Annotated in this window: 19 protein-coding genes; 4 read left to right on the top strand and 15 right to left on the bottom strand. The window is 71.1% G+C overall.

Features of this window, described 5'->3' with window-relative positions:
* Positions 1-4: 4 nt before the first annotated feature.
* The 7 genes from HD597_RS08000 to HD597_RS07970 all read right to left on the bottom strand — a co-directional run bounded on the left by HD597_RS08000 (position 5) and on the right by HD597_RS07970 (position 7,992).
* Positions 5-1,396: an ABC transporter substrate-binding protein gene (locus HD597_RS08000; RefSeq protein ID WP_253741104.1), complete on the bottom strand. Its 1,392-nt coding sequence runs from the start codon at positions 1,394-1,396 to the stop codon at positions 5-7.
* A 322-nt stretch (positions 1,397-1,718) separates the two neighbouring features.
* Positions 1,719-3,338, bottom strand: a complete 1,620-nt coding sequence (locus HD597_RS07995; protein WP_504928477.1) for a monocarboxylic acid transporter — start codon at positions 3,336-3,338, stop codon at positions 1,719-1,721.
* Positions 3,335-3,664 carry a DUF485 domain-containing protein gene (locus tag HD597_RS07990; RefSeq protein ID WP_253741101.1) on the bottom strand — a complete coding sequence of 110 codons (330 nt, stop codon included), beginning with the start codon at positions 3,662-3,664 and terminating at the stop codon, positions 3,335-3,337. The genes HD597_RS07995 and HD597_RS07990 overlap by 4 nt, the downstream gene beginning before the upstream one ends.
* Before the next feature lie 165 nt (positions 3,665-3,829).
* Entirely contained in the window at positions 3,830-4,654 is an 825-nt protein-coding gene (locus tag HD597_RS07985; protein ID WP_253741099.1) for a carbohydrate ABC transporter permease, read from the bottom strand.
* Positions 4,651-5,535: a carbohydrate ABC transporter permease gene (locus HD597_RS07980; protein WP_253741097.1), complete on the bottom strand. Its 885-nt coding sequence runs from the start codon at positions 5,533-5,535 to the stop codon at positions 4,651-4,653. The genes HD597_RS07985 and HD597_RS07980 overlap by 4 nt, the downstream gene beginning before the upstream one ends.
* Positions 5,532-6,794, bottom strand: coding sequence for an ABC transporter substrate-binding protein (locus HD597_RS07975; RefSeq protein ID WP_253741096.1), 1,263 nt, complete (start codon positions 6,792-6,794; stop codon positions 5,532-5,534). The genes HD597_RS07980 and HD597_RS07975 overlap by 4 nt, the downstream gene beginning before the upstream one ends.
* A 40-nt stretch (positions 6,795-6,834) precedes the next feature.
* Positions 6,835-7,992: a trans-sulfuration enzyme family protein gene (locus HD597_RS07970; protein WP_253741094.1), complete on the bottom strand. Its 1,158-nt coding sequence runs from the start codon at positions 7,990-7,992 to the stop codon at positions 6,835-6,837.
* Between the two features lie 136 nt (positions 7,993-8,128).
* Here HD597_RS07970 and HD597_RS07965 point away from each other — a divergent pair, with 136 nt between their 5' ends.
* The 3 genes from HD597_RS07965 (at position 8,129) to HD597_RS07955 (ending at position 10,393) form a co-directional block, all read left to right on the top strand.
* Positions 8,129-9,121: a LacI family DNA-binding transcriptional regulator gene (locus tag HD597_RS07965; protein ID WP_253741092.1), complete on the top strand. Its 993-nt coding sequence runs from the start codon at positions 8,129-8,131 to the stop codon at positions 9,119-9,121.
* A gap of 82 nt (positions 9,122-9,203) precedes the next feature.
* Positions 9,204-10,022: a TrbL/VirB6 family protein gene (locus tag HD597_RS07960; protein ID WP_253741090.1), complete on the top strand. Its 819-nt coding sequence runs from the start codon at positions 9,204-9,206 to the stop codon at positions 10,020-10,022.
* A gap of 8 nt (positions 10,023-10,030) precedes the next feature.
* The gene (locus HD597_RS07955) at positions 10,031-10,393 is read left to right on the top strand and encodes a hypothetical protein (RefSeq protein WP_253741088.1); all 363 of its coding nucleotides are present in this window, start codon (positions 10,031-10,033) and stop codon (positions 10,391-10,393) included.
* On the opposite strand, the gene HD597_RS07950 is transcribed toward HD597_RS07955, so the two are convergent.
* Both HD597_RS07950 and HD597_RS07945 read right to left on the bottom strand, forming a co-directional pair.
* On the bottom strand, positions 10,390-11,223 hold the full coding sequence (locus tag HD597_RS07950; protein ID WP_253741087.1) for an inositol monophosphatase family protein: 834 nt from the start codon (positions 11,221-11,223) through the stop codon (positions 10,390-10,392). The genes HD597_RS07955 and HD597_RS07950 overlap by 4 nt on opposite strands.
* Before the next feature lie 164 nt (positions 11,224-11,387).
* On the bottom strand, positions 11,388-12,083 hold the full coding sequence (locus HD597_RS07945) for an amidohydrolase family protein (protein ID WP_253741086.1): 696 nt from the start codon (positions 12,081-12,083) through the stop codon (positions 11,388-11,390).
* A 491-nt stretch (positions 12,084-12,574) separates the two neighbouring features.
* Between HD597_RS07945 and HD597_RS07940 the strand changes: the two genes are divergently transcribed.
* Positions 12,575-12,856 carry an HD domain-containing protein gene (locus tag HD597_RS07940; RefSeq protein ID WP_253741085.1) on the top strand — a complete coding sequence of 94 codons (282 nt, stop codon included), beginning with the start codon at positions 12,575-12,577 and terminating at the stop codon, positions 12,854-12,856.
* 4 nt (positions 12,857-12,860) lie between these two features.
* Here the strand turns inward: HD597_RS07940 and HD597_RS07935 are convergent, their stop codons facing one another.
* From HD597_RS07935 to HD597_RS07910, 6 genes are all read right to left on the bottom strand, one after another.
* Positions 12,861-14,348, bottom strand: a complete 1,488-nt coding sequence (locus HD597_RS07935; protein WP_253741084.1) for a sodium/solute symporter — start codon at positions 14,346-14,348, stop codon at positions 12,861-12,863.
* Positions 14,349-14,445: 97 nt separating this feature from the next.
* The gene (locus tag HD597_RS07930) at positions 14,446-14,847 is read right to left on the bottom strand and encodes a hypothetical protein (RefSeq protein ID WP_253741083.1); all 402 of its coding nucleotides are present in this window, start codon (positions 14,845-14,847) and stop codon (positions 14,446-14,448) included.
* Complete coding sequence (locus tag HD597_RS07925; RefSeq protein WP_253741082.1) at positions 14,844-15,593, bottom strand: LytR/AlgR family response regulator transcription factor; 750 nt, start codon at positions 15,591-15,593, stop codon at positions 14,844-14,846. Before HD597_RS07925 ends, HD597_RS07930 begins: the two co-directional genes overlap by 4 nt.
* A 33-nt stretch (positions 15,594-15,626) precedes the next feature.
* A complete protein-coding gene (locus HD597_RS07920; protein ID WP_253741081.1) occupies positions 15,627-16,808 on the bottom strand; it encodes a sensor histidine kinase in 1,182 nt (393 codons plus the stop codon).
* A gap of 127 nt (positions 16,809-16,935) precedes the next feature.
* The gene (locus tag HD597_RS07915; protein ID WP_253741080.1) at positions 16,936-17,340 is read right to left on the bottom strand and encodes an HIT family protein; all 405 of its coding nucleotides are present in this window, start codon (positions 17,338-17,340) and stop codon (positions 16,936-16,938) included.
* Positions 17,337-18,044, bottom strand: a complete 708-nt coding sequence (locus tag HD597_RS07910; protein ID WP_253741079.1) for a DUF1838 family protein — start codon at positions 18,042-18,044, stop codon at positions 17,337-17,339. Before HD597_RS07910 ends, HD597_RS07915 begins: the two co-directional genes overlap by 4 nt.
* Positions 18,045-18,053 lie beyond the last annotated feature (9 nt).

Raw genomic sequence — 18,053 nt, 5'->3', positions numbered from 1 at the left:
CGCCTTAGTTCGTTCGCTTCGTCCAGTCGGCCCATGCCTTGTCCAGGGCCGCCTGGGCGTCCTTCTGCGCCCTGTCCATGGCGGCCTGCGGCTCTTCCTGGCCGTTGAGCACCCGGTTCACCGCGCCCTGCCAGGCGTCCTTGAACTCCTTGTCGGCGGGGTTGGCCGGCAGGCTGAAGGTGTTCTGGTTGGCCTCGTAGACGGCCTTGACGCCGGCGTCCCAGGGCTCGCCGCCCGAGGTGACCATCTTCTGGATCTCCTCGTCGGCCTTGACGTTGCCGGTCAGGACGCCGGTGAACGGCTTGCCCTCGGCCTTGCGCTTGTCCAGGCGGGCCTGGGCGGCGGCCTTCCACGACTCCACCAGCGTCATCGTCTTGGCGAAGCGGCAGGCGGCGCCGGGGTTCTTGGAGCCCTTGGGGATGGCCCACGACGAGCCGGAGGAGTAGGCCAGCGGCTTGCCCTCGGGGGTGCGGAAGCTGTCGAAGGCCATGGGCGCCTTGGGCGAGACGTCGTTGAGCACGTTGACGTACCACTGCTCCATCGGCATGACGCCCAGCGCGTTCTTGGCGAACTGGTTGCCCTTGCCGAAGAAGTCGGCCGAGTCGCGCACGGCCTTGACCTTGGCGAAGCCGCCCTGCGCGTCGTAGACGGCCACCGCGAACTGCAGCGCCCTGACCACCTCGGGGGTGTTGAGCTGGGCGGTCCTGCCGTCGGCCGAGAGCAGGTCGGCGCCGAGGGACTTGGCCCACAGCGGCAGGAACTCCGGCAGCTTGCTGTCGAAGCCGATCACCTGGAGCTTGCCGCCGGGCGCCTTGACCAGCTTCTCGGTCGCCGCGGTGATCTTGTCCCAGTTGGAGCCGTTGACGTCGGCGATCGTCAGGCCGGCCTTGCCGAGCAGGTCGGCGTTGGCCATGGTGATCTGGACCTGGTTGAACTCGGGGATCGCGTAGACCTCGTTGCCGAAGGTCACCTGGCTGAGCGCGTTCTTGTTGTACATCGAGGTGTCGATCTGCTCGCCCTGGACGCACGAGGTGAGCGGGATGATCGCGCCGCGCGAGGCGAAGGTGCCGATCTGGTCGCGGTTGGCGTAGATGATGTCCGGCGGGTCGCCGGCCGCCACCGCCGACAGGAACTGCTGGATGTCGAGGTCGCCCTCGATGAGCTTCACGTCCGCGCCCTTGAGCGACGTCTTGGCCAGCTCGACGCGGGTCGCACCGATCTCGTCGGTCGCGCCGAAGCCCATGACCGAGATGGTGCCCTGGTAGGAGGCTCCGGGGTTGAACTGGCTTGCCGACGGAGCGGGCGCCGCGGCGCCACCGGTGCCCTTGGCGCACGCGGTGAGCGCCAGCGCGAGCGACACGGAAAGGACTGACCAGCGGACGAGCGGGGATCTCATTGGGGGTTTCGCCTCCACACTGGAACAAGCGGAGCATCAGGCATGCTGATGACGGCCACGTGGCGCCAGGCCAGTGTGGCAACGTTCACACATCTGAGAACGTACCCATACCGCTGAAATCCCGTCAACCACTCACTTCACTGCGTTTCTGTCCTGTTAAGAAACTCCAGCAGGTGTGGGACGCCCCACTGGGACGCCCGCCCCTCCTTCCCCGCCGGGGATCCCGTACACGCGAGAGGGCCCGGCCGTTGTCACGGCCGGGCCCTCGCGGGCAAGGCGCCCCGGGGCAGGGGGGTCGGGCGCCTCTCCCAGGGGGTTGGCGTCAGTGTTCGGAGGCCTTCTCGGCGCCGACGCCGGTGAGCGAGCGGACCTCGATCTCGGCGTACTTGGCGGCGTTGTACTCCTTGCTGAGGATCGTGCCGAGCCAGCCGCACAGGAAGCCCAGCGGGATCGAGACGATGCCGGGGTTGCTCAGCGGGAAGAGCACGAAGTCGGCCGTCTTGAACAGCGCCGTCTCGCCGCCGGAGACGACCGGCGAGAAGATCACCAGCACCAGGGCGGAGACGAGACCGCCGTAGATGGCCGAGACCGCGCCGGCCGTGTTGAACCTCTTCCAGAACAGGCTGTAGAGGATCGCCGGCAGGTTGCCCGAGGCCGCCACGGCGAACGCCAGGGCCACCAGGAACGCCACGTTCTGGCCCTGGGCGAGGATGCCCAGGCCGATCGCCACGGCTCCGATGACCAGCGCGGAGAGGCGGGCCACCACGACCTCCTGGCGCTCGCTGGCCTGGCCGCGCTTGAAGACGTGCGCGTACAGGTCGTGGGAGAAGCTGGAGGAGGAGGCGAGGGTCAGGCCCGCGACCACGGCCAGGATCGTGGCGAAGGCCACGGCGCCGATGAGCGCCAGCAGGATCGTGCCGCCGACCGGGCCGAAGATGTCCGCCCCGATCTGCTGCGCCAGCAGCGGGGCCGCCGTGTTGCCCGCCTTGTCTCCCGCGACGATCGCGTCCTTGCCCACCAGGGCCGCCGCGCCGAAGCCGAGGACCAGGGTGAGCAGGTAGAAGGCGCCGATGATGCCGATGCCCCACAGGACCGACTTGCGGGCGTCCTTGGCGGTCGGGACGGTGTAGAAGCGGATGAGGATGTGCGGCAGGCCCGCCGTGCCCAGCACCAGCGCCAGGCCGAGGCTGATCAGGTCGATCTTGCCGGCCAGGCCCTGCGCCTCGGTGCCGTACTTCAGGCCGGGGATCAGGAAGTTGCCGGGGTTGGCCGCGGGGCCGCTCTTGGCGGCGGCCTCGCCGAGCAGGGCCGACAGGTTGAAGCCGTACTTGCCCAGCACCAGCAGCGTCACCAGGGCGGCGCCGCCCATGAGCAGCACGGCCTTGACGATCTGCACCCAGGTGGTGCCCTTCATGCCGCCGAAGACGACGTACACGATCATCAGCGCGCCCACGCCGACGATCGTCCAGGCCTTGCCCGCCTCGCCGGTGATGCCGAGCAGCAGGCCGACCAGCGCGCCCGCGCCCACCATCTGCGCCAGCAGGTAGAAGATGCTCACCACGATCGTGGACACGCCCGCCGCCGTGCGGACCGGGCGCGGGCTCATCCTGAACGCCAGCACGTCGGCCATGGTGAACTTGCCGGAGTTCCGCATCAGCTCGGCCACCAGCAGCAGCGCCACCAGCCAGGCGACCAGGAAGCCGATCGAGTAGAGGAACCCGTCATAACCGGACAGCGCGATGATGCCCGCGATGCCGAGGAAGGAGGCGGCCGACATGTAGTCGCCGCCGATCGCCAGGCCGTTCTGCACGCCGCTGAACGACCGGCCGCCCGCGTAGTAGTCGGCGGCCGTCTTGGTCTGGCGGCTCGCCCAGAACGTGATCGCCAGGGTGGCGGCCACGAAGGTGAGGAAGAGGATCATCCCCAGGGTCGTCGAGCTCACTGGGTCTTCTCCTCCACCTCGTGGCGCAGCTTGTCGGCGATCGGGTCGAGCTTCTTCTCCGCGTGCCTGGCGTACGCCCACGCGATGAGGAAGGTGGACACGAACTGCAGCAGGCCGAGGACCAGGCCGACGTTGATGTCGCCGAGCAGCTTGATCCCCATGAACCCGCGCGCCCATCCGGACAGCACCACGTAGAGCAGGTACCACGCGAGGAACGCCACGGTCATGGGGAACGTCCAGCGGCGGAAGGCCCTTTTCAGCTCCTGGAACTCACTGCTCTCCTGTACTTGTTCATAGACCGACGCGTCATGTTCTCTAGTCGTCACGAGACCTCCACTGTGATGCGGATCACGCCCAACGTAAGAGCGCAACCTACCCGTCGTGGAGATCCGTAGGAGGGTTGTTCGGTGAGGCGGTGCCGTCCGGCGATTAGTTGGGGATGGCCTGCGGTGAAAGGTCTGTCTAGCGCGATGAGCGGTCGGCCATCCCTTTCACCCCTTTACGGCTCCCGCGGTCAGCCCCTCCACGATGTAGCGGCGGATGGCGGCGAACAGGACGAGCGTGGGCACCACCGAGACGACCGTGGCCGCCGCCATCGAGCCCCAGTCGATGTCGTACTGGGTGATGAAGGAGTTCATGGCGACCGGGATGGTCTTGGCGTCCTCGCTGTCGATGAACGTGATCGCCAGGAACAGCTCGTTCCAGCACTGCACGAACGCGAAGATGAACGTGGCCGCGATGCCCGGCAGCATCACCGGGATCACCACCCTGACCATCGCCGCCAGCCGCGAGGCGCCGTCCACCTGCGCCGCCTCCTCCAGCGCCACCGGCACCCGCTCGTAGAAGCCGCGCATGATGATCGTCGAGAACGGCACCAGCATGGCCACGTACACCAGCATCAGCCCCGCCAGCCGGTTGAGCAGGTCGAGGTCGGACATCAGCAGGTAGAGCGGGCCGAGCGCGATGAACAGCGGGATCATCTGGGTGACCAGGAAGGCCAGCATCAGCGCGCCCCGGCCGGGGAAGGCGAAGCGGGCCAGCGTGTAGCCGCCCAGCACGCCGATCGCGGTCACGGCGAACGCCGCCGCGAGGGAGACCAGGAGCGAGTTCAGCAGGTACGTCCCGAAGTCGGCGAACTCGAACAACTCGGCGTAGTGCTCGAAGGTGACGTTCGCCGGCCAGTACCGCAGCGGCACCGAGAAGATCTCGGGCTTGGGCTTGAGCGAGGTGACGACGATCCAGTACAGCGGGAACAGTGTGATCAGCAGCCAGGCGCCCAGCACGACGGCCTTGGCCACGGTGCCCAGGCGCCTCATCGGGCCTTCTCGAATCGGGTGGCGTTCAGGTAGAAGATGCTGAAGGCCAGCAGCAGGGCGAGGACGAGCAGGCCCACAGCGCCCGCCCGGCCGTAGTCGCCGCCGATGACCTGCTGGATGAGGAACGTGGTGACGATGTCGGTGCTGCCGGCCGGGCCGCCGCCGGTCATCGCGTAGATGAGGTCGGGGAAGTTGAGGATCCAGATGATCCGCAGCAGCACGATCAGGGCCAGCGTGGGGCGGATGTGCGGGAGCGTGACGTGCCAGAACCGGCGCGGCCGGGAGGCCCCGTCCACGGCCGCCGCCTCGTACAGTTCCCTGGGCACCGACTGCAGCGCGGCCATGATCATGATGGCGAAGAACGTGACGCCGTACCAGATGTTGGCCACGATGACCGAGGTCATCGCCCACCCCGGCGAGGCCAGGAAGCCGATGCGCTCCTCGATCAGCCCCGCCTTCAGCAGCAGGTCGTTGACCACGCCGAACTGGCCGTTGAACATCCACCGCCACAGCAGCCCGATCAGGAACCCCGACATGGCCCAGGGGAAGAACACCCACGCCTGGTAGAGCCCCCGCCCCCGGAAGTGCCCGCGCAGCAGCAGCGCCAGCCCGAAACCGAGGAAGAACTGGAAGAACAGCGAGACGGCCACCCACGTGCCGGTGTTGCGCAGCGCCGTCCAGAAGCGGTCCTCGGCCAGCACGGCGCGGAAGTTCTCCAGGCCGGTGAACGGGGTGGAGGTGAGGTCGAACAGGTTGTAGCGCTGGAAGGCGATCACCGCGCCGCGCACCATCGGGTAGTAGGTGAACAGCGCCACGAACACCACGCCCGGCAGCAGGCACAGCGCGATGAACCGGGCCCTGCGGACGGTGAACGTCCTCATGAGACCTTCTTGGCCTGGTCCACCCAGAAGGCGTCCCACGCCTTGAGCACCTCGGCGGTGCTCTTCTTGCCGGTGATCAGGGCCTGGACGTCACGGTCGGAGTCCACCAGGAACTGGCTCCAGCCCGGATAGTCCACCGGCCTGATCGTGATCACCTGCTTCGGGTCCTGCTGGGCCTGGAGGTAGGCCTTCCACGCGCCTTGGGAGAACTGCGGGTCGCTCTGGGCCTGCCTGGAGATCGGGATGAGCGAGTTGCCCTTGGCGAAGGCGATGCTCTGCTCGGCCTCGGACAGGAACTGCACCAGCCTGACCGCCTCCTTCGGGTGCGGGCTGAAGGAGGTCACGCCCCAGCCGGCGTAGCCGACGGGCTGGTAGGCGTACCCGGTGGGGCCCTTGGGGATCGGCGCGGTGGACCAGGCCGTGACGCCGCTCTCCTCGACCGTCTTGATCACCTCGGGGTCCTGGATGAGCATGCCGGTGACGCCCGAGGTGAAGCCCTGGACCATCTCCGGGTAGCCCCAGGACACGGAGTCGGGCGGTGACGCCTCCTTGAAGATCCTGACGAAGAGGTCGAGGGCCTGGGCCGCCTCGGGGGTCGAGAAGATCGTGCGCTTGTCCTTCAGATAGAAGGATTTCTCCGGATTCAGCGCGTCGCCGTTGTAGGCGCTGATCATCATCACCGCGTAGTCCGCGCCGCCCTTGCCGCCACGGAACGAGTAGCCGAAGCGGTCGCCGGAGGTCATCCGCCTGCCGGACTCGTACAACTCCTGCCAGGTGGCCGGGGGCCGGGTCATGCCGAAGTCCGTACGGTAGAACAGCGTGCGCTGGTAGAACCCGTACGGGATCAGGTAGGCCTTGCCCCCGACCTCCACCGCCTTCTTCTGGGCCAGCTCGGTCAGGTCCGGCCAGCCGGCCCAGCCCGTGGTGGGCAGCTCGGCCAGCCAGCCGTTGTTGGAGAAGGACTTGGCCGTGTGGTCGCGCACCTCCAGCACGTCCAGGCCCTTCTTCGTCTGCAGGATCTGGGTGATCTTCTGGTCGGCGCTGTCGAGCGGCGGGGAGATGAGCTCGACGGTGACGCCCGGGTTGGCCCGTTCGAAGTCGGCGATGAGGGACTTGATGAGCTTCGTACGCTCGGGGCCGGTCAGGCTCTCGATCATCCGTAACCTGATCTCGTCCGGTGCGCCGGAGGAGCCCGAGCCGCAGCCCGCGAGTGCCAACGTGACGACAGCGGCCGCGGCCGCGAGGACGGGGTTTCTCATGACGAGCCTCCCGCGAGGTCAGACAGCGCTGTCAATCACGTTAGGCGGACATTCCCTCCAGGGCCAGACCGAGATCCTTGATCAGGATCTCCGCGGGCTCCAGGCCGACCGAGAGCCGCACGAGGCCGACGGGGATGCCCATGGTGGCCCGCACGCTCTCCTCGGTGGACAGCGCGGGCGCGTTCACCAGGCTCTCGAACCCGCCCCACGACACCCCGATCCGGAAATGCCGCAACCTGGAGAGGAACCCCCCGACCTCCGGCCGGGACTCCGTGTCGAGCTCCAGGCTGAACAGGCTGGAGAAGCCGGACATCTGCCGCACCGCGATCGCATGCCCCGGATGCGACGGCAGCCCCGGATGGTTCACCGACCGCACGGCCGGATGGTCCCGCAGGAACGCCGCCACCGCCAGGCCGCGCTCCTGGTGCGCCGCCATCCGCACCGGCAGCGTCCGCAGCCCCTTGATCACCTTGGCCGCGTCGTGCGGCGACATGGCGGCCCCGTAGAGCTGGTACTCGGTCAGCGCCAGCGGCCTGATCAGCCGCGCCGGCCCCACCACCACGCCGCCCACCAGGTCGCTGTGCCCGCCGATGTACTTCGACAACGAGTGCACCACCAGGTCCACGCCCATCGTCAGCGGCTTCTGGAACAGCGGCGTGGACCACGTGTTGTCCATCACCGTCACCAGCCCCCGCTCCTTCGCCCAGCCCGTCACCTCGGCGATGTCCACCACCGCGTAGGCCATGTAGGACGGGGACTCGAAGTAGAGTAGGCGGGTGCTCGCCTTGATAGCGCTGTCACCTTCATCGAGGTCCCTGACGTGCGTATGCGTCACCCCGAACTTCTCCAGGTAACGCAGGAACTGCGTGGTGGGCCCGTAGACCGCGCCGAGCACCAGCACGTGGTCGCCGGCCGACACGAGCGAGGAGATGGTCGCCGAGATCGCGCCCATGCCCGACCCGAAACACTTGGCCCGCTCTCCCCGCTCCAGCGCGGCGAGCTTACGCTGGGCGAGATCCACCGTCGGGTTGGTCCCCCGCCAGTAGACGTAGCGCTCGTCCTCGTTCCTGACGGCCTCGCCGAGCTCCTCCGCCGTCGCGAACGTGAACACCGAGTTCTCGAACACCGGCGGGTTGACCGCGCCCAGCATCCAAGGCTCGTCCTCACCCAACCGGCCACAAATCCATTCATCATCCATGGGGGCACACTATGACAGCCAGGGAGTTCCTCCACCTGGAGGAGCGATGTGCTCCGTGCGAGCGGACCAGGCAGCAGCGCGGCGACCAGAGCGGGGAAAGGCGGCCGGCGACCGAGCGGCGGAGCGGAGCGGAGCGATGAAACGCGGCAAGCCGACCATGGCGGACGTCGCCCGGCAAGCGGGTGTGAGCCTCAAGACCGTCTCGCGGGTCGTCAACCAGGAGCCCCACGTCCGGGCGTCGCTGCAGCAGCGGGTGCAGGCCGCGATCAGCGCCCTCGGCTACCGCCGCAACGAGGCCGCCGCCCGGCTGGCCAGGGGCGCGACCATGCTGACGCTCGGGCTGGTGATGGAGAACATCTCCAACGAGTTCTACTCGCGCCTGGCCGCCGCCGTGGAGGCCGCCGCGGCCGACCACGAGGCGCTGGTGGTGTTCGGCTCGTACGAGGAGAGCGCCGACAAGGAACGCATGCTGATCGAGTCCATGTACGCCCGGGGCGTGGACTCCCTCATCGTCGTGCCCTCGGCGGCCGACCACTCCTGGCTGGCCGAGCACGCCGGCCTCACCACCGTGTTCGTGGACCGGGTGCCGCCGGGCCTGGACGGGGCCGACGTGGTGCTGCTCGACGACGTGTGGGGCGGCCGCATCGCCACCGAGCACCTGCTCGCCCGCGGCCACCGCCGGATCGCGCTGATCTCCGACGACGACGGGATCAGCTCGGTGCGCGACCGGGCGACCGGCTACCGCGCCGCCCTGGCCGGCGCGGGGCTGCCGGCCGGCGAGGAGCTGGTGGTGCGCGAGCTGTACGACCCCGGCCGGGTGTCGGGCGAGGTCACCCGGCTGCTCGACCTGCCCTCGCCGCCCACGGCGTTCTTCGCCACGAACAACCGGGCCGCCATCGGCATCCTCCAGGCCCTGCGCGAGCGGCCCGAGCGGCCCGCGTACGTGGGGTTCGACGACTTCGCGCTGGCGGACGTGTTCAACCCCGGCGTGACCGTGGTCCGCTACGACACCGCCCGCCTGGCGCGCGCCGCCGTGGACCTCCTGCTGAACCCGTCGCCGGCGGCACGCCGCATCAAGGTGCCGGTGGAGCTGGTGCCGCGCGGCTCCGGCGAGCTGCCACCCGCCTGAACTGCCAAAACGTGGTCACGTCTGCCCATCGCCGCGGCTGAGCCCTCTCCCGGGTGGGTAACCACTCGGCTGGGGGTGGGCCATGACAGAGGACGCGGAGAGTCCGACCGAGGACATCGATCCGGACGTCTACCTCGACGTGCCCGTCGTCCTGGTGGACGAGATCAGCCTGGACGTGCAGGACCTGCGGGCGAAGGTGTCGCTGCAGGCCGAGGTGCTCGATCTGCTCAAGCTGAGCGTGGGCGCGGACGTGTTCCTCGGCTCCGTCAACCTCACGATCAAGGGCGTGGAGGCGCAGGCGCTGCTGAAGGTGCGGCTGGACAACGTGGCGCGCATCATCGACCGGGTGCTGCAGACCATCGACGACAACCCCCAGATCCTGGAGAACCTCACCCGCAACCTCGGCATGGCCGTGCGGGACATCGGGAGCGGGGCCGGGTACGCGGTGCGGGACGTGGGAGCCGGCGCGGGGCACGCCGTGCGGGATGTCGGAGCGGGGGCCGGGCATGCCGTGCGCGACGTGGGGACGGGAGCCGGTGCGGCCGTCCGCGACGTCGGCGCCGGAGCCGGTGGCGCCGTGCGGGACGTCGGGGCCGGGGCGGGCGGCGCCGTCCGCGACGTGGGGGCCGGGGCCGGTGAGGTCGTGCAGGACGTCGGGACCACGGCCGGTGGTGCGGTTCAGGACGCCACGGGTGCCGTACGGGACGTCGGCACAGGCGCCGTGCGGGACGTCGGCGCGGAGGCCGCCCGAGCGGCCGAGCCTGTCAGGCCACCCGAGCTCCCCCAGCCCACTGAGCCCACCGAGCTCCCGGAGGACGACGAACCGGACGATTCCGAGCAGGGCAAGCCGCAGCACCGCCACCATCGCTACCACTTCAAGCGCCGCCACAACCGCAAGTGAGCACCACCATGCCGAAACCCGAACACCCGCGCACCCCGGACGTCGAGATCAGCGCCTCCGCCACGGCCGAGGAGCTCCGCTTCCACGAGCGACCGGAGGTGTCGGTGGACGCGGAGGCGGAGCCCGGCGGCGAGTGCGCCTGGGGCAGCGACCGCACGAACCTGCCCGACCAGGTCGAGCCGAACGTCACCTACCGCGACATCCGCATCGACTTCCGCGTGGCCGCCGCCCTCACCGACCCCACCGAAGCCGACGCCGAAGCCGACGCCGACGGGGAGCAGGCCACCGACCCGGAGCGAGCCACCGATCCGGAGCAAGTCACCGACCCGGAGCAAGTCACCCGCCCTGGCGAGGAGCCGCCGTCGCCCTAGCCGTCGCGCCCGGCCTGGCAGGCCTCGCGCAGGACCGTGGCCAGCTCGTCCGCCAGCTCCGGGGTGGCGGCCACGACGCCGCTCCACCGCCTGGTCAGATCGGTGTCCAGCTCGACCGCCCGCCCGAACACGTCCCTGACCGCCCCGCCCGCCGCCTCGGCCAGCACGACGGAGGCGGCGATGTCCACCAGGCGGTGCGTGTCGGTGGCGGCGTCGGCGAAGGCGTCGGTCGCGCCCTGCGCCACGAGCGCGCCCTCCAGGCAGCTCGTGCTGAGGATCCGCACGCGGGCCGCCCGCCGCGCCACCTCCCACCAGGCGGCGCCCGCTCCCGGGTCGGCGGTGTGGGGCCGCAGGAGGGAGACCGCGGCGCCTGAGAGCGCCGTGCGGCCGCTCGTACGCAGCGGGGACGGCTCGCCCGCCCGGGCCCACCAGCTCCGCCCGGTGTCCAGCCACACCGTCAGCGCCTCGGTGAAGACGCCGTCCTCGGCCACGGCCGCCGAGAAGGCCGCCAGGGGGACGCCGGCGGCGGCGTTGGCCGAGCCGTCGACCGGGTCGATGACGAGGGTCAGCGCCGAGCCGTGGTCCACCCAGCCGGTCTCCTCGGTCAGGACGTTGACCGGGTGCCGGGCCAGGGCTCCCAGGATCGCGTCCTCCACGAGCACGTCGATGCGCATGGTGGGGGTGCCGTCCGCGCCGTCCGCCACGACGGCGGCCAGGGTGGCGCGGTCGTGCTCGGCGGTGGCGGCGGTGTACGCGTCCAGCGCCGCCACGGCCGCCGCGGCGAGCGCCGGATGCGCCTCCCCCGGCACCCCGACCCTCCACCCCCGCACGTTCCGCACCCCGGACCCCGCACCGGACCCATCCGGCGCGGACGCCTCCGCTCCGTGTCCATCCGGCGCGGACGCCTCCGCTCCGTGGCCATCCGGCACGGCCGACCGGGTCTCGTGCCCTTCAACGCCGGCCATCGGCGTCCCCTCTCCTCGCGGCGCCCGCGTCACTGTCCTACCCCCGCCGGCACCGCGAAGTCACCGGCCGTGACGGTGGTGCGCACCGTCGGCCACCCCCGTTCCACGGTCACGACGGCCAGGTCCCCGCGCTGCCCCGCCACCAGCGCGCCCCGGTCCGCCAGCCCGGCGACGGCGGCGGGCCCTGAGGTGACCAGCGCCACGGCCCGCGGCAACGGCACGATGCCGCGCGCGGCCAGCAGCAGCGCCGCCGCCAGCGGCGTGGAGGGCAGGTAGTCGCTGGACAGCCCGTCCACCAGCCCCGCCGCCACCAGCTCCGCCGCCGACACGTTGCCCGAGTGGGAGCCGCCGCGCAGGACGTTCGGCGCCCCGGCCACCACCCGCAGCCCACGCTCGCGGGCGGCCCGGGCGGCTCCCGTGGTCGTGGCGAACTCGGCGACCGCGACCCCGTTGGCCACCGCCACGTCGATCTCGGCCGCGGTCACGGGGTCGTGCGCGAGCAGCCGCGCCCGCCCCTGCGCGGCCAGCTCCGCCAGCCGCCCGAGCGCGATCTCCCGGTGCCCGATACGCGTGTCGCGCTCGGCCACCAGCGTCTCCACCCGCCGCTGGGCCTCCTCGGGAGAGATCCCCTCGGTGCCCTCCAGCCAGCGCCGGTACACGGCCGAGTCGCGGTACTGGCCCTGCCCCGGCGTGTGGTCCTTGAAGGACACCAGGGGCGGCGGCACGGGCGTACCGGACAGGCAGGAGTCGAGGGCCGCCAGGCCGTAGCTCTCGTGGTGAGCGTGCCGCCCTTCTCGACCATCGACGCGATCGGCGTGATCCTGGCGCCGTTGCTCCTGGCGAGCACGTACGACAGCGGCCCGAACTCGGGGATGGCGGCGAAGCGCAGCACATCGCCGCCGTCCGCACTGCTGCCGGCGGCCGAGGAGCAGCCCGCCGCCGCGAGCGCGCCGATCATGGCCAGGGCGGTGAGGGTACGTTTCACAGTCGGTTCTCCGAGCTTGGTCGCAGGTCGCGGATCTGGCCGGCCACGCTCGCCGCCGACTGTGAGGAGCAGGCCAGACGCGCCTGACCCTGCACGAACCGGGGGGTTAACTCAGGGCGAACCCACCGGCCCGTAACCCTCCGGCCGGTGCACCTCCACCGCGCGGCCACCGTCCGGTCACGGAGGCGGGGTCATCCTGCGTGCACCAAAACCCCCAGAAGAGGACAACTCATGCTCTCTCCGGCTGAACTACACGCCCTCCAGGCCGCCGCCCACGCCGTCGCGGCGGGAGCGGACGACGAACTGGTCCTGGCCGCCGCCTTCCACGACGTGGGCCGCGCCCGCGAGGTCGCCACCCGCTACCGCGGCCTGCCCCACGAGCAGGCCGGCGCCGCCTTCGCCCGCGACCACCTCACGCGACGCTCGGTCTGGGCCGCTGGGACGACGCCGCCAAGGACCCCGAGGGCCCGGTGCTGGCCATGGACGACCTGGTGGCGGCGTACGGGAGGGTGATGCGCTAGGACGAGCGGGGACGCCAGTCGCCGCGGTCGAGGTCGAGGTCCTCCGGGGTGTGCAGCCTGACCATGGTCCTGGCCACGCCGGCCGGCACCCGGTGCGGGGTCAGGAAGGACACCGCCACCATCACCGTGAACGCGATCGGCACCGTCCACGCCGCCGGCTGGGCCAGCAGCGCCCCCGCCAGGCCCCGCTGCGGCCCCGCGACGATCGTGACGAGCACGGCGGCGCAGGCCAGCCCGCCTCCCACGAACAGCCCCGCCAGCGCCCCCGTCGTGGACAGCCGCCGCCACCAGATGCCCAGCACCAGCAGCGGGCAGAACGACGAGGCCGCCACGGCGAACGCCAGCCCCACCACGTCAGCCACCGGCAGCGCCCGCGCCCACAGCGCCAGGGCCAGCGGCACGGCCACCGCCATCAGGGTGGCGACCCTGAACGAGCGCACCCCGCCCTTGAGCAGGTCCTGGGCGATCACCCCCGCGACGGACACGGTCAGGCCCGAGGAGGTGGACAGGAACGCGGCGAACGCGCCGGCGGTGACCAGCGCGGTCAGCAGGTCGCCCAGGGTGCCGCCGATCATGCGGGAGGGCAGCGTGAGCACGACGGTGTCGGTGCGGACGAGCTCGGGCGTGTACATGCGGCCCAGCCACCCGTACACGGCCGGCAGCAGGTAGAAGGCCCCGAGCAGCGACAGCACCACGAGCGTCGTACGGCGCGCGGCCCGCCCGTCGGGGTTGGTGTAGAAGCGGACGAGCACGTGCGGCAGCCCCATCGTGCCCAGGAACGTGGCCAGGATCAGCGAGTACGTCGAGTACAGCCCGTACTCCTTGCCCCCGGCCAGCGGCACCTGCCAGGTGGCCGCGTCCGCCGCGCTGACGTTGGGCGCCCCGTCGGCCTGCCAGGCCATCAGCAGGAACACCAGCGGCACCGCCAGCGCCGTCAGCTTGAGCCAGTACTGGAACGCCTGCACGAACGTGATCGACCGCATCCCGCCCGACAGCACGTTCACCGCCACGACGACAGCCACCAGCAGTCCGCCCACCCACACGGGCGCGCCGGTGATCGTGCGCAGCACCAGGCCCGCGCTCTGGAACTGCGGCATGAGGTAGAGCCAGCCGATCAGCACGACCAGCACGCTCGCGGTGCGGCGCACGGGCATCGACTCGAGCCTGGCCTCGGCGAAGTCGGGCAGCGTGTACGCCCCGGACCGGCGCAGCGGCGCCGAGACCAGCACCAGCAGCACCAGGTAGCCGCCGGTCCAGCCGACGGGCAGCCACAACATGTCCACGCCGAAGGACAGGATCAGCCCGGCGACCCCTAGGAAGGAGGCCGCCGACAGGTACTCGCCGCCGATGGCCGAGGCGTTCCAGAGCGGGCTGACCGTGCGGGAGGCGACGTAGAAGTCGGAGGTGGTGCGCGAGAACCTGATCCCGAACGCCCCGATGAGCACGGCCGCCACCACCACGACCAGCACCGCCGCCAGGCTCATGCGCCCGGCTCCGTGCCACATCGCGCCAGGTGCCCGGCACCATGCCGCGCCAGGCGCCCGCTCGCCGGCTCCGTGCCACGCCGCGCCAGGTGCCCGCTCACCGGCGTTCGACCAGCTCGGCGAAGTGCCGCTCGTTGCGCTCGGCCTGGCGGACGTAGAGCCAGGCGCCGATGACGAACGCCGGATAGATGAGACCGGCGAGCACCGCCCACGGGAGCGGCACGCCGAGCACGTCCACCTCGCGCAGGTCGGGGATGAGCAGGAACAGCAGCGGCAGCCCGCCCACCACGCACGCCAGCACCGTGCAGACGAACAGGGCCAGCCGGAACTGGGTGCGCAGCAGGGAGTGCATGTAGACCTCGCCGAGCCGGGTCTGCTCGTCGATCTCCCGGGTGGCGGGGTAACGGGGGCGCCTGGCGGCGGCGGTGCGCGGGCTGGTGACGGCGACGCGGCGGGGATGGGGCGAGCGTCGCGCCGGACGCGGCTGCTCGGCGCTCACTCCGGCCTGCCCTTCCTGGCCCGCCGCACCAGCAGGTCGCGCAGCTCGCGGGTGTGCCGCCGGCTGACCGGGATCTCGGTGTCGCCGACCCGTACGCTGCACTTGCCGGAGTCGATGTGCAGCTCCTCGATGTGCTTGACCGCCACCAGGTGGCTGCGGTGCACCCGGACGAACCCGGCCGACGCCCACCGCTCCTCCAGCGTGGCCAGCGGGATGCGCACCAGGTGGCTGCCCGCGGCCGTGTGCAGGCGGGCGTAGTCGCCGTGCGCCTCCACGTACATGACGTCGGCGCTGGAGACGAACCGGGTCACCCCGCCCAGCTCGACCGGGATCGTGTCGCTCTCACCGCCCTCCGCCGGCACGTCGGCGGAGATCGCGACGCGCCTGATCGCCTCCGCCAGCCGCTCGGGGCGGACGGGCTTGAGCAGGTAGTCCTCGGCCTTGATCTCGAACGCGTCCACCGCGTGCTCCTCGTAGGCGGTCACGAACACCACCCTCGGCGGGTTCGCGAACTGCGACAGCAGCCGCCCGAGCACCACGCCGTCCAGCCCGCGCATCCTGATGTCGAGGAACACGGCGTCGATCGGCCGCCCGTCGGCGATGGCGCGGTCGAGCAGCCGCAGCGCCGCGGCGCCGTCCCTGGCGGTGACCACCTCGCCGATGCGGGGATCTGCGCGCAGCAGGTACGACAGGTCTTCGAGGGCGGGCAGCTCGTCATCGACGGCGAGTACCCGGAGTTGTGCCATAGACAGTGATGAAACCGACAACAAAGATCGAGGTCAACGGGCAGAGACGCCTGGGTGATATTTCGGCAATCTGATGTTGACCTTGGTGCCCGCGCCGCTGGCCGTTTCGACGACGAGACCGTACTCGTCGCCGTACACCTGGCGCAGCCGCTCGTCCACGTTCGCCAGCCCGACGCCGCCCGCGGGGGTGATCTCACCTGCGAGGATGCGGCGCAGCCTGTCGGGGTCCATGCCGAGGCCGTCGTCCTCGACGCTGATGCGGCACTCGGCGCCGGCGTCCTCGGCGATGATCGTGATGCGGCCGACGCCGTTCTTGCTCTCCAGGCCGTGCCGTACGGCGTTCTCGACCAGCGGCTGCAGGCACAGGAACGGCACCGCGACCGGCAGCACCTCGGGCGCGATGCGCAGCGTCACCTGGAGCTGGTCGCCGAACCTGGCCCGCTCCAGGATCAGGTAGCGGTCGATCGAGCGCAGCTCCTCGGCCAGCGTGGTGAACTCGCCGTGCCGCCGGAAGGAGTAGCGGGTGAAGTCGGCGAACTCCAGCAGCAGCTCCCTGGCCCGCTCGGGGTCGGTGCGCACGAAGGAGGCGATGGTGGTGAGCGAGTTGTAGATGAAGTGCGGGGAGATCTGCGCGCGCAGCGCCCGCACCTCGGCCTCCATGAGCAGCGTGCGCGAGCGGTCCAGCTCGGCCAGCTCCAGTTGCGAGTCGACCCAGCCGGCCACCTCCTGCGCGGCCCTGACGAGCCCGGCCGAGGCGTTCTGCCCGTAGGCGGCCAGCGCGCCCACGACGCGGTCGTCGGTGGTCAGCGGCACCACGACGGCGTGCCTGATGGGGCATTCGAGCAGGTCGCAGTCGATGGTGAGCACCTGCGTGCGGCCGTCCTTCAGGGTGGCGGCCGCGTGCTCGAACGCCTGCTCGGCGTGGTGGTCGTCGCCGTCGCCGTCGTACACGAGCAGGCGCTCGACGTCGGTGATGGCCACGGCGGCCGAGCCGAGCAGCGTGCGCAGGTGCCGCGAGGCGCGCTCGGCGCCGTCGGCGGTGAGGCCGGCCCGCAGCGGCGGCCCGGCGAGCGAGGCGGTGTGCAGGGTCTCGAACGTGGCCCGCTCCGCGGGGCTGGTGCCCAGCTCGCGGCGGCCCCGCATGACCCGCCACCACACGATCGAGGGCACACCGACGAGCACCGCGACGACGGCCACGCCGACCAGGTACTCCACGCGGCCAGAGCCTAGCCGGTCAGCGGGCCTCGGCGATGCGGCGGGCCTCGGCGATGCGGCGGGCCTCGGCGATGCGGCGGGCCTCGGCGATGCGGCGGGCCTCGGCGATGCGGCGGACTCTGCTGATTCAGCGGGCCTTGGCGATGAGGTCGGCGTACGCCTGGGCCTCCTCGGCGGAGTCGTACGTCGTGCGCGGCCAGAAGAAGCCGCGCAGCCCGTCCTTCTTGTTACGCGGCACGACGTGCACGTGCAGGTGCGCCACGCTCTGGCTGATGCGGTTGTTCATGGCCACGAAGGTGCCGCCCGCCTCCAGCCCCTGCTCCACCGCCCGCGCCATGGCCTGCACCCGCTCGAAGAACGGCCCGACGTCGCCGAGGTCGGTCAGCGTCTCCACGTGCGCACGCGGGACGACCAGCACATGCCCCTTGAAGACGGGGCGGGTGTCGAGGAAGGAGACCGCCACCTCGTCGGCGCCCACCACATGGGCGGGCCGCTCCCCGGCGATGATCTCGCAGAACAGGTCGGTGCTCACCGCCCGACCTTATCCGCGAACGCCGTCCAGCTCGTCATGTTGGGAGCCGACCACTCCGAGGGCGCGTGCAGGAAGTGCTCGCCCACCCGCTCGCGCAGCCGCTCGGGCACCTCCTCGACCTTGGCGCCCCGGCAGTGGTAGACCAGCCCGCCCCCGCGCTGCCCCATGGCCATCCACGGCAGCCACGGCGACACCCGGCACCAGGAGAACACGCACGGCACGTCCGCCGCCCCCGACTCCACGTCGGCCGCCGAGGCGAAGAACTGGAACAGCTCCAGCGCCCGATAGGTGTCGCCGGCGCTGTTGTCGGGGTAGTCGGCCACCTTGAGCGGCGACGGGTAGGCCAGCCGTACGTCCACGTTGTAGACGATCTGGCCCCCGAGCCGCGTCTCGGGCACCGGGTAGGCGCCCAGCCGCTGGTTGACCGGGTCGTTGAAGACGTGCCGCACCTCGACCTCGCGCCCGGTGAACGGGTTGGGCCAGGAGTCGAGCACCTCCCGGCTCCTGGGGTCGAGGTAGAGCGCGGCCTCCCTGGTCAGGAGCTGCCACCCGCCGTCGGTCTCGACGGCCCTGGCCACGTTCAGCCCCTCGAACCCGAACAGGTGGTGCGGCCCGTCGTCGTCCTGCCAGCCGTAGACGTCACCGGTCCAGTACGAGATCGTCTCCGTGCCGTCGGAGGAGGCACGCACCCGGAGGAAGTCCATGATCGGCAG

The sequence above is a fragment of the Nonomuraea thailandensis genome (assembly GCF_024172165.1).
In the GTDB taxonomy this organism is placed as follows: domain Bacteria; phylum Actinomycetota; class Actinomycetes; order Streptosporangiales; family Streptosporangiaceae; genus Nonomuraea; species Nonomuraea thailandensis.
The sequence above is the reverse complement of the archived record's forward strand: the minus strand, read 5'-3'. Positions and strand labels throughout refer to the sequence as shown.

Bases quoted from the DNA above. Each gene is read 5' to 3' on its own strand.
- HD597_RS07980 (WP_253741097.1), bottom strand. From the start codon at position 5,535: ATGAGGACGTTCACCGTCCGCAGGGCCCGGTTCATCGCGCTGTGCCTG.
- HD597_RS08000 (WP_253741104.1), bottom strand. From the start codon at position 1,396: ATGAGATCCCCGCTCGTCCGCTGGTCAGTCCTTTCCGTGTCGCTCGCG.
- HD597_RS07910 (WP_253741079.1), bottom strand. From the start codon at position 18,044: ATGGACTTCCTCCGGGTGCGTGCCTCCTCCGACGGCACGGAGACGATC.
- HD597_RS07925 (WP_253741082.1), bottom strand. From the start codon at position 15,593: ATGGCACAACTCCGGGTACTCGCCGTCGATGACGAGCTGCCCGCCCTC.
- HD597_RS07970 (WP_253741094.1), bottom strand. From the start codon at position 7,992: ATGGATGATGAATGGATTTGTGGCCGGTTGGGTGAGGACGAGCCTTGG.
- HD597_RS07960 (WP_253741090.1), top strand. From the start codon at position 9,204: ATGACAGAGGACGCGGAGAGTCCGACCGAGGACATCGATCCGGACGTC.
- HD597_RS07975 (WP_253741096.1), bottom strand. From the start codon at position 6,794: ATGAGAAACCCCGTCCTCGCGGCCGCGGCCGCTGTCGTCACGTTGGCA.
- HD597_RS07985 (WP_253741099.1), bottom strand. From the start codon at position 4,654: ATGAGGCGCCTGGGCACCGTGGCCAAGGCCGTCGTGCTGGGCGCCTGG.
- HD597_RS07955 (WP_253741088.1), top strand. From the start codon at position 10,031: ATGCCGAAACCCGAACACCCGCGCACCCCGGACGTCGAGATCAGCGCC.
- HD597_RS07965 (WP_253741092.1), top strand. From the start codon at position 8,129: ATGAAACGCGGCAAGCCGACCATGGCGGACGTCGCCCGGCAAGCGGGT.
- HD597_RS07940 (WP_253741085.1), top strand. From the start codon at position 12,575: ATGCTCTCTCCGGCTGAACTACACGCCCTCCAGGCCGCCGCCCACGCC.
- HD597_RS07935 (WP_253741084.1), bottom strand. From the start codon at position 14,348: ATGAGCCTGGCGGCGGTGCTGGTCGTGGTGGTGGCGGCCGTGCTCATC.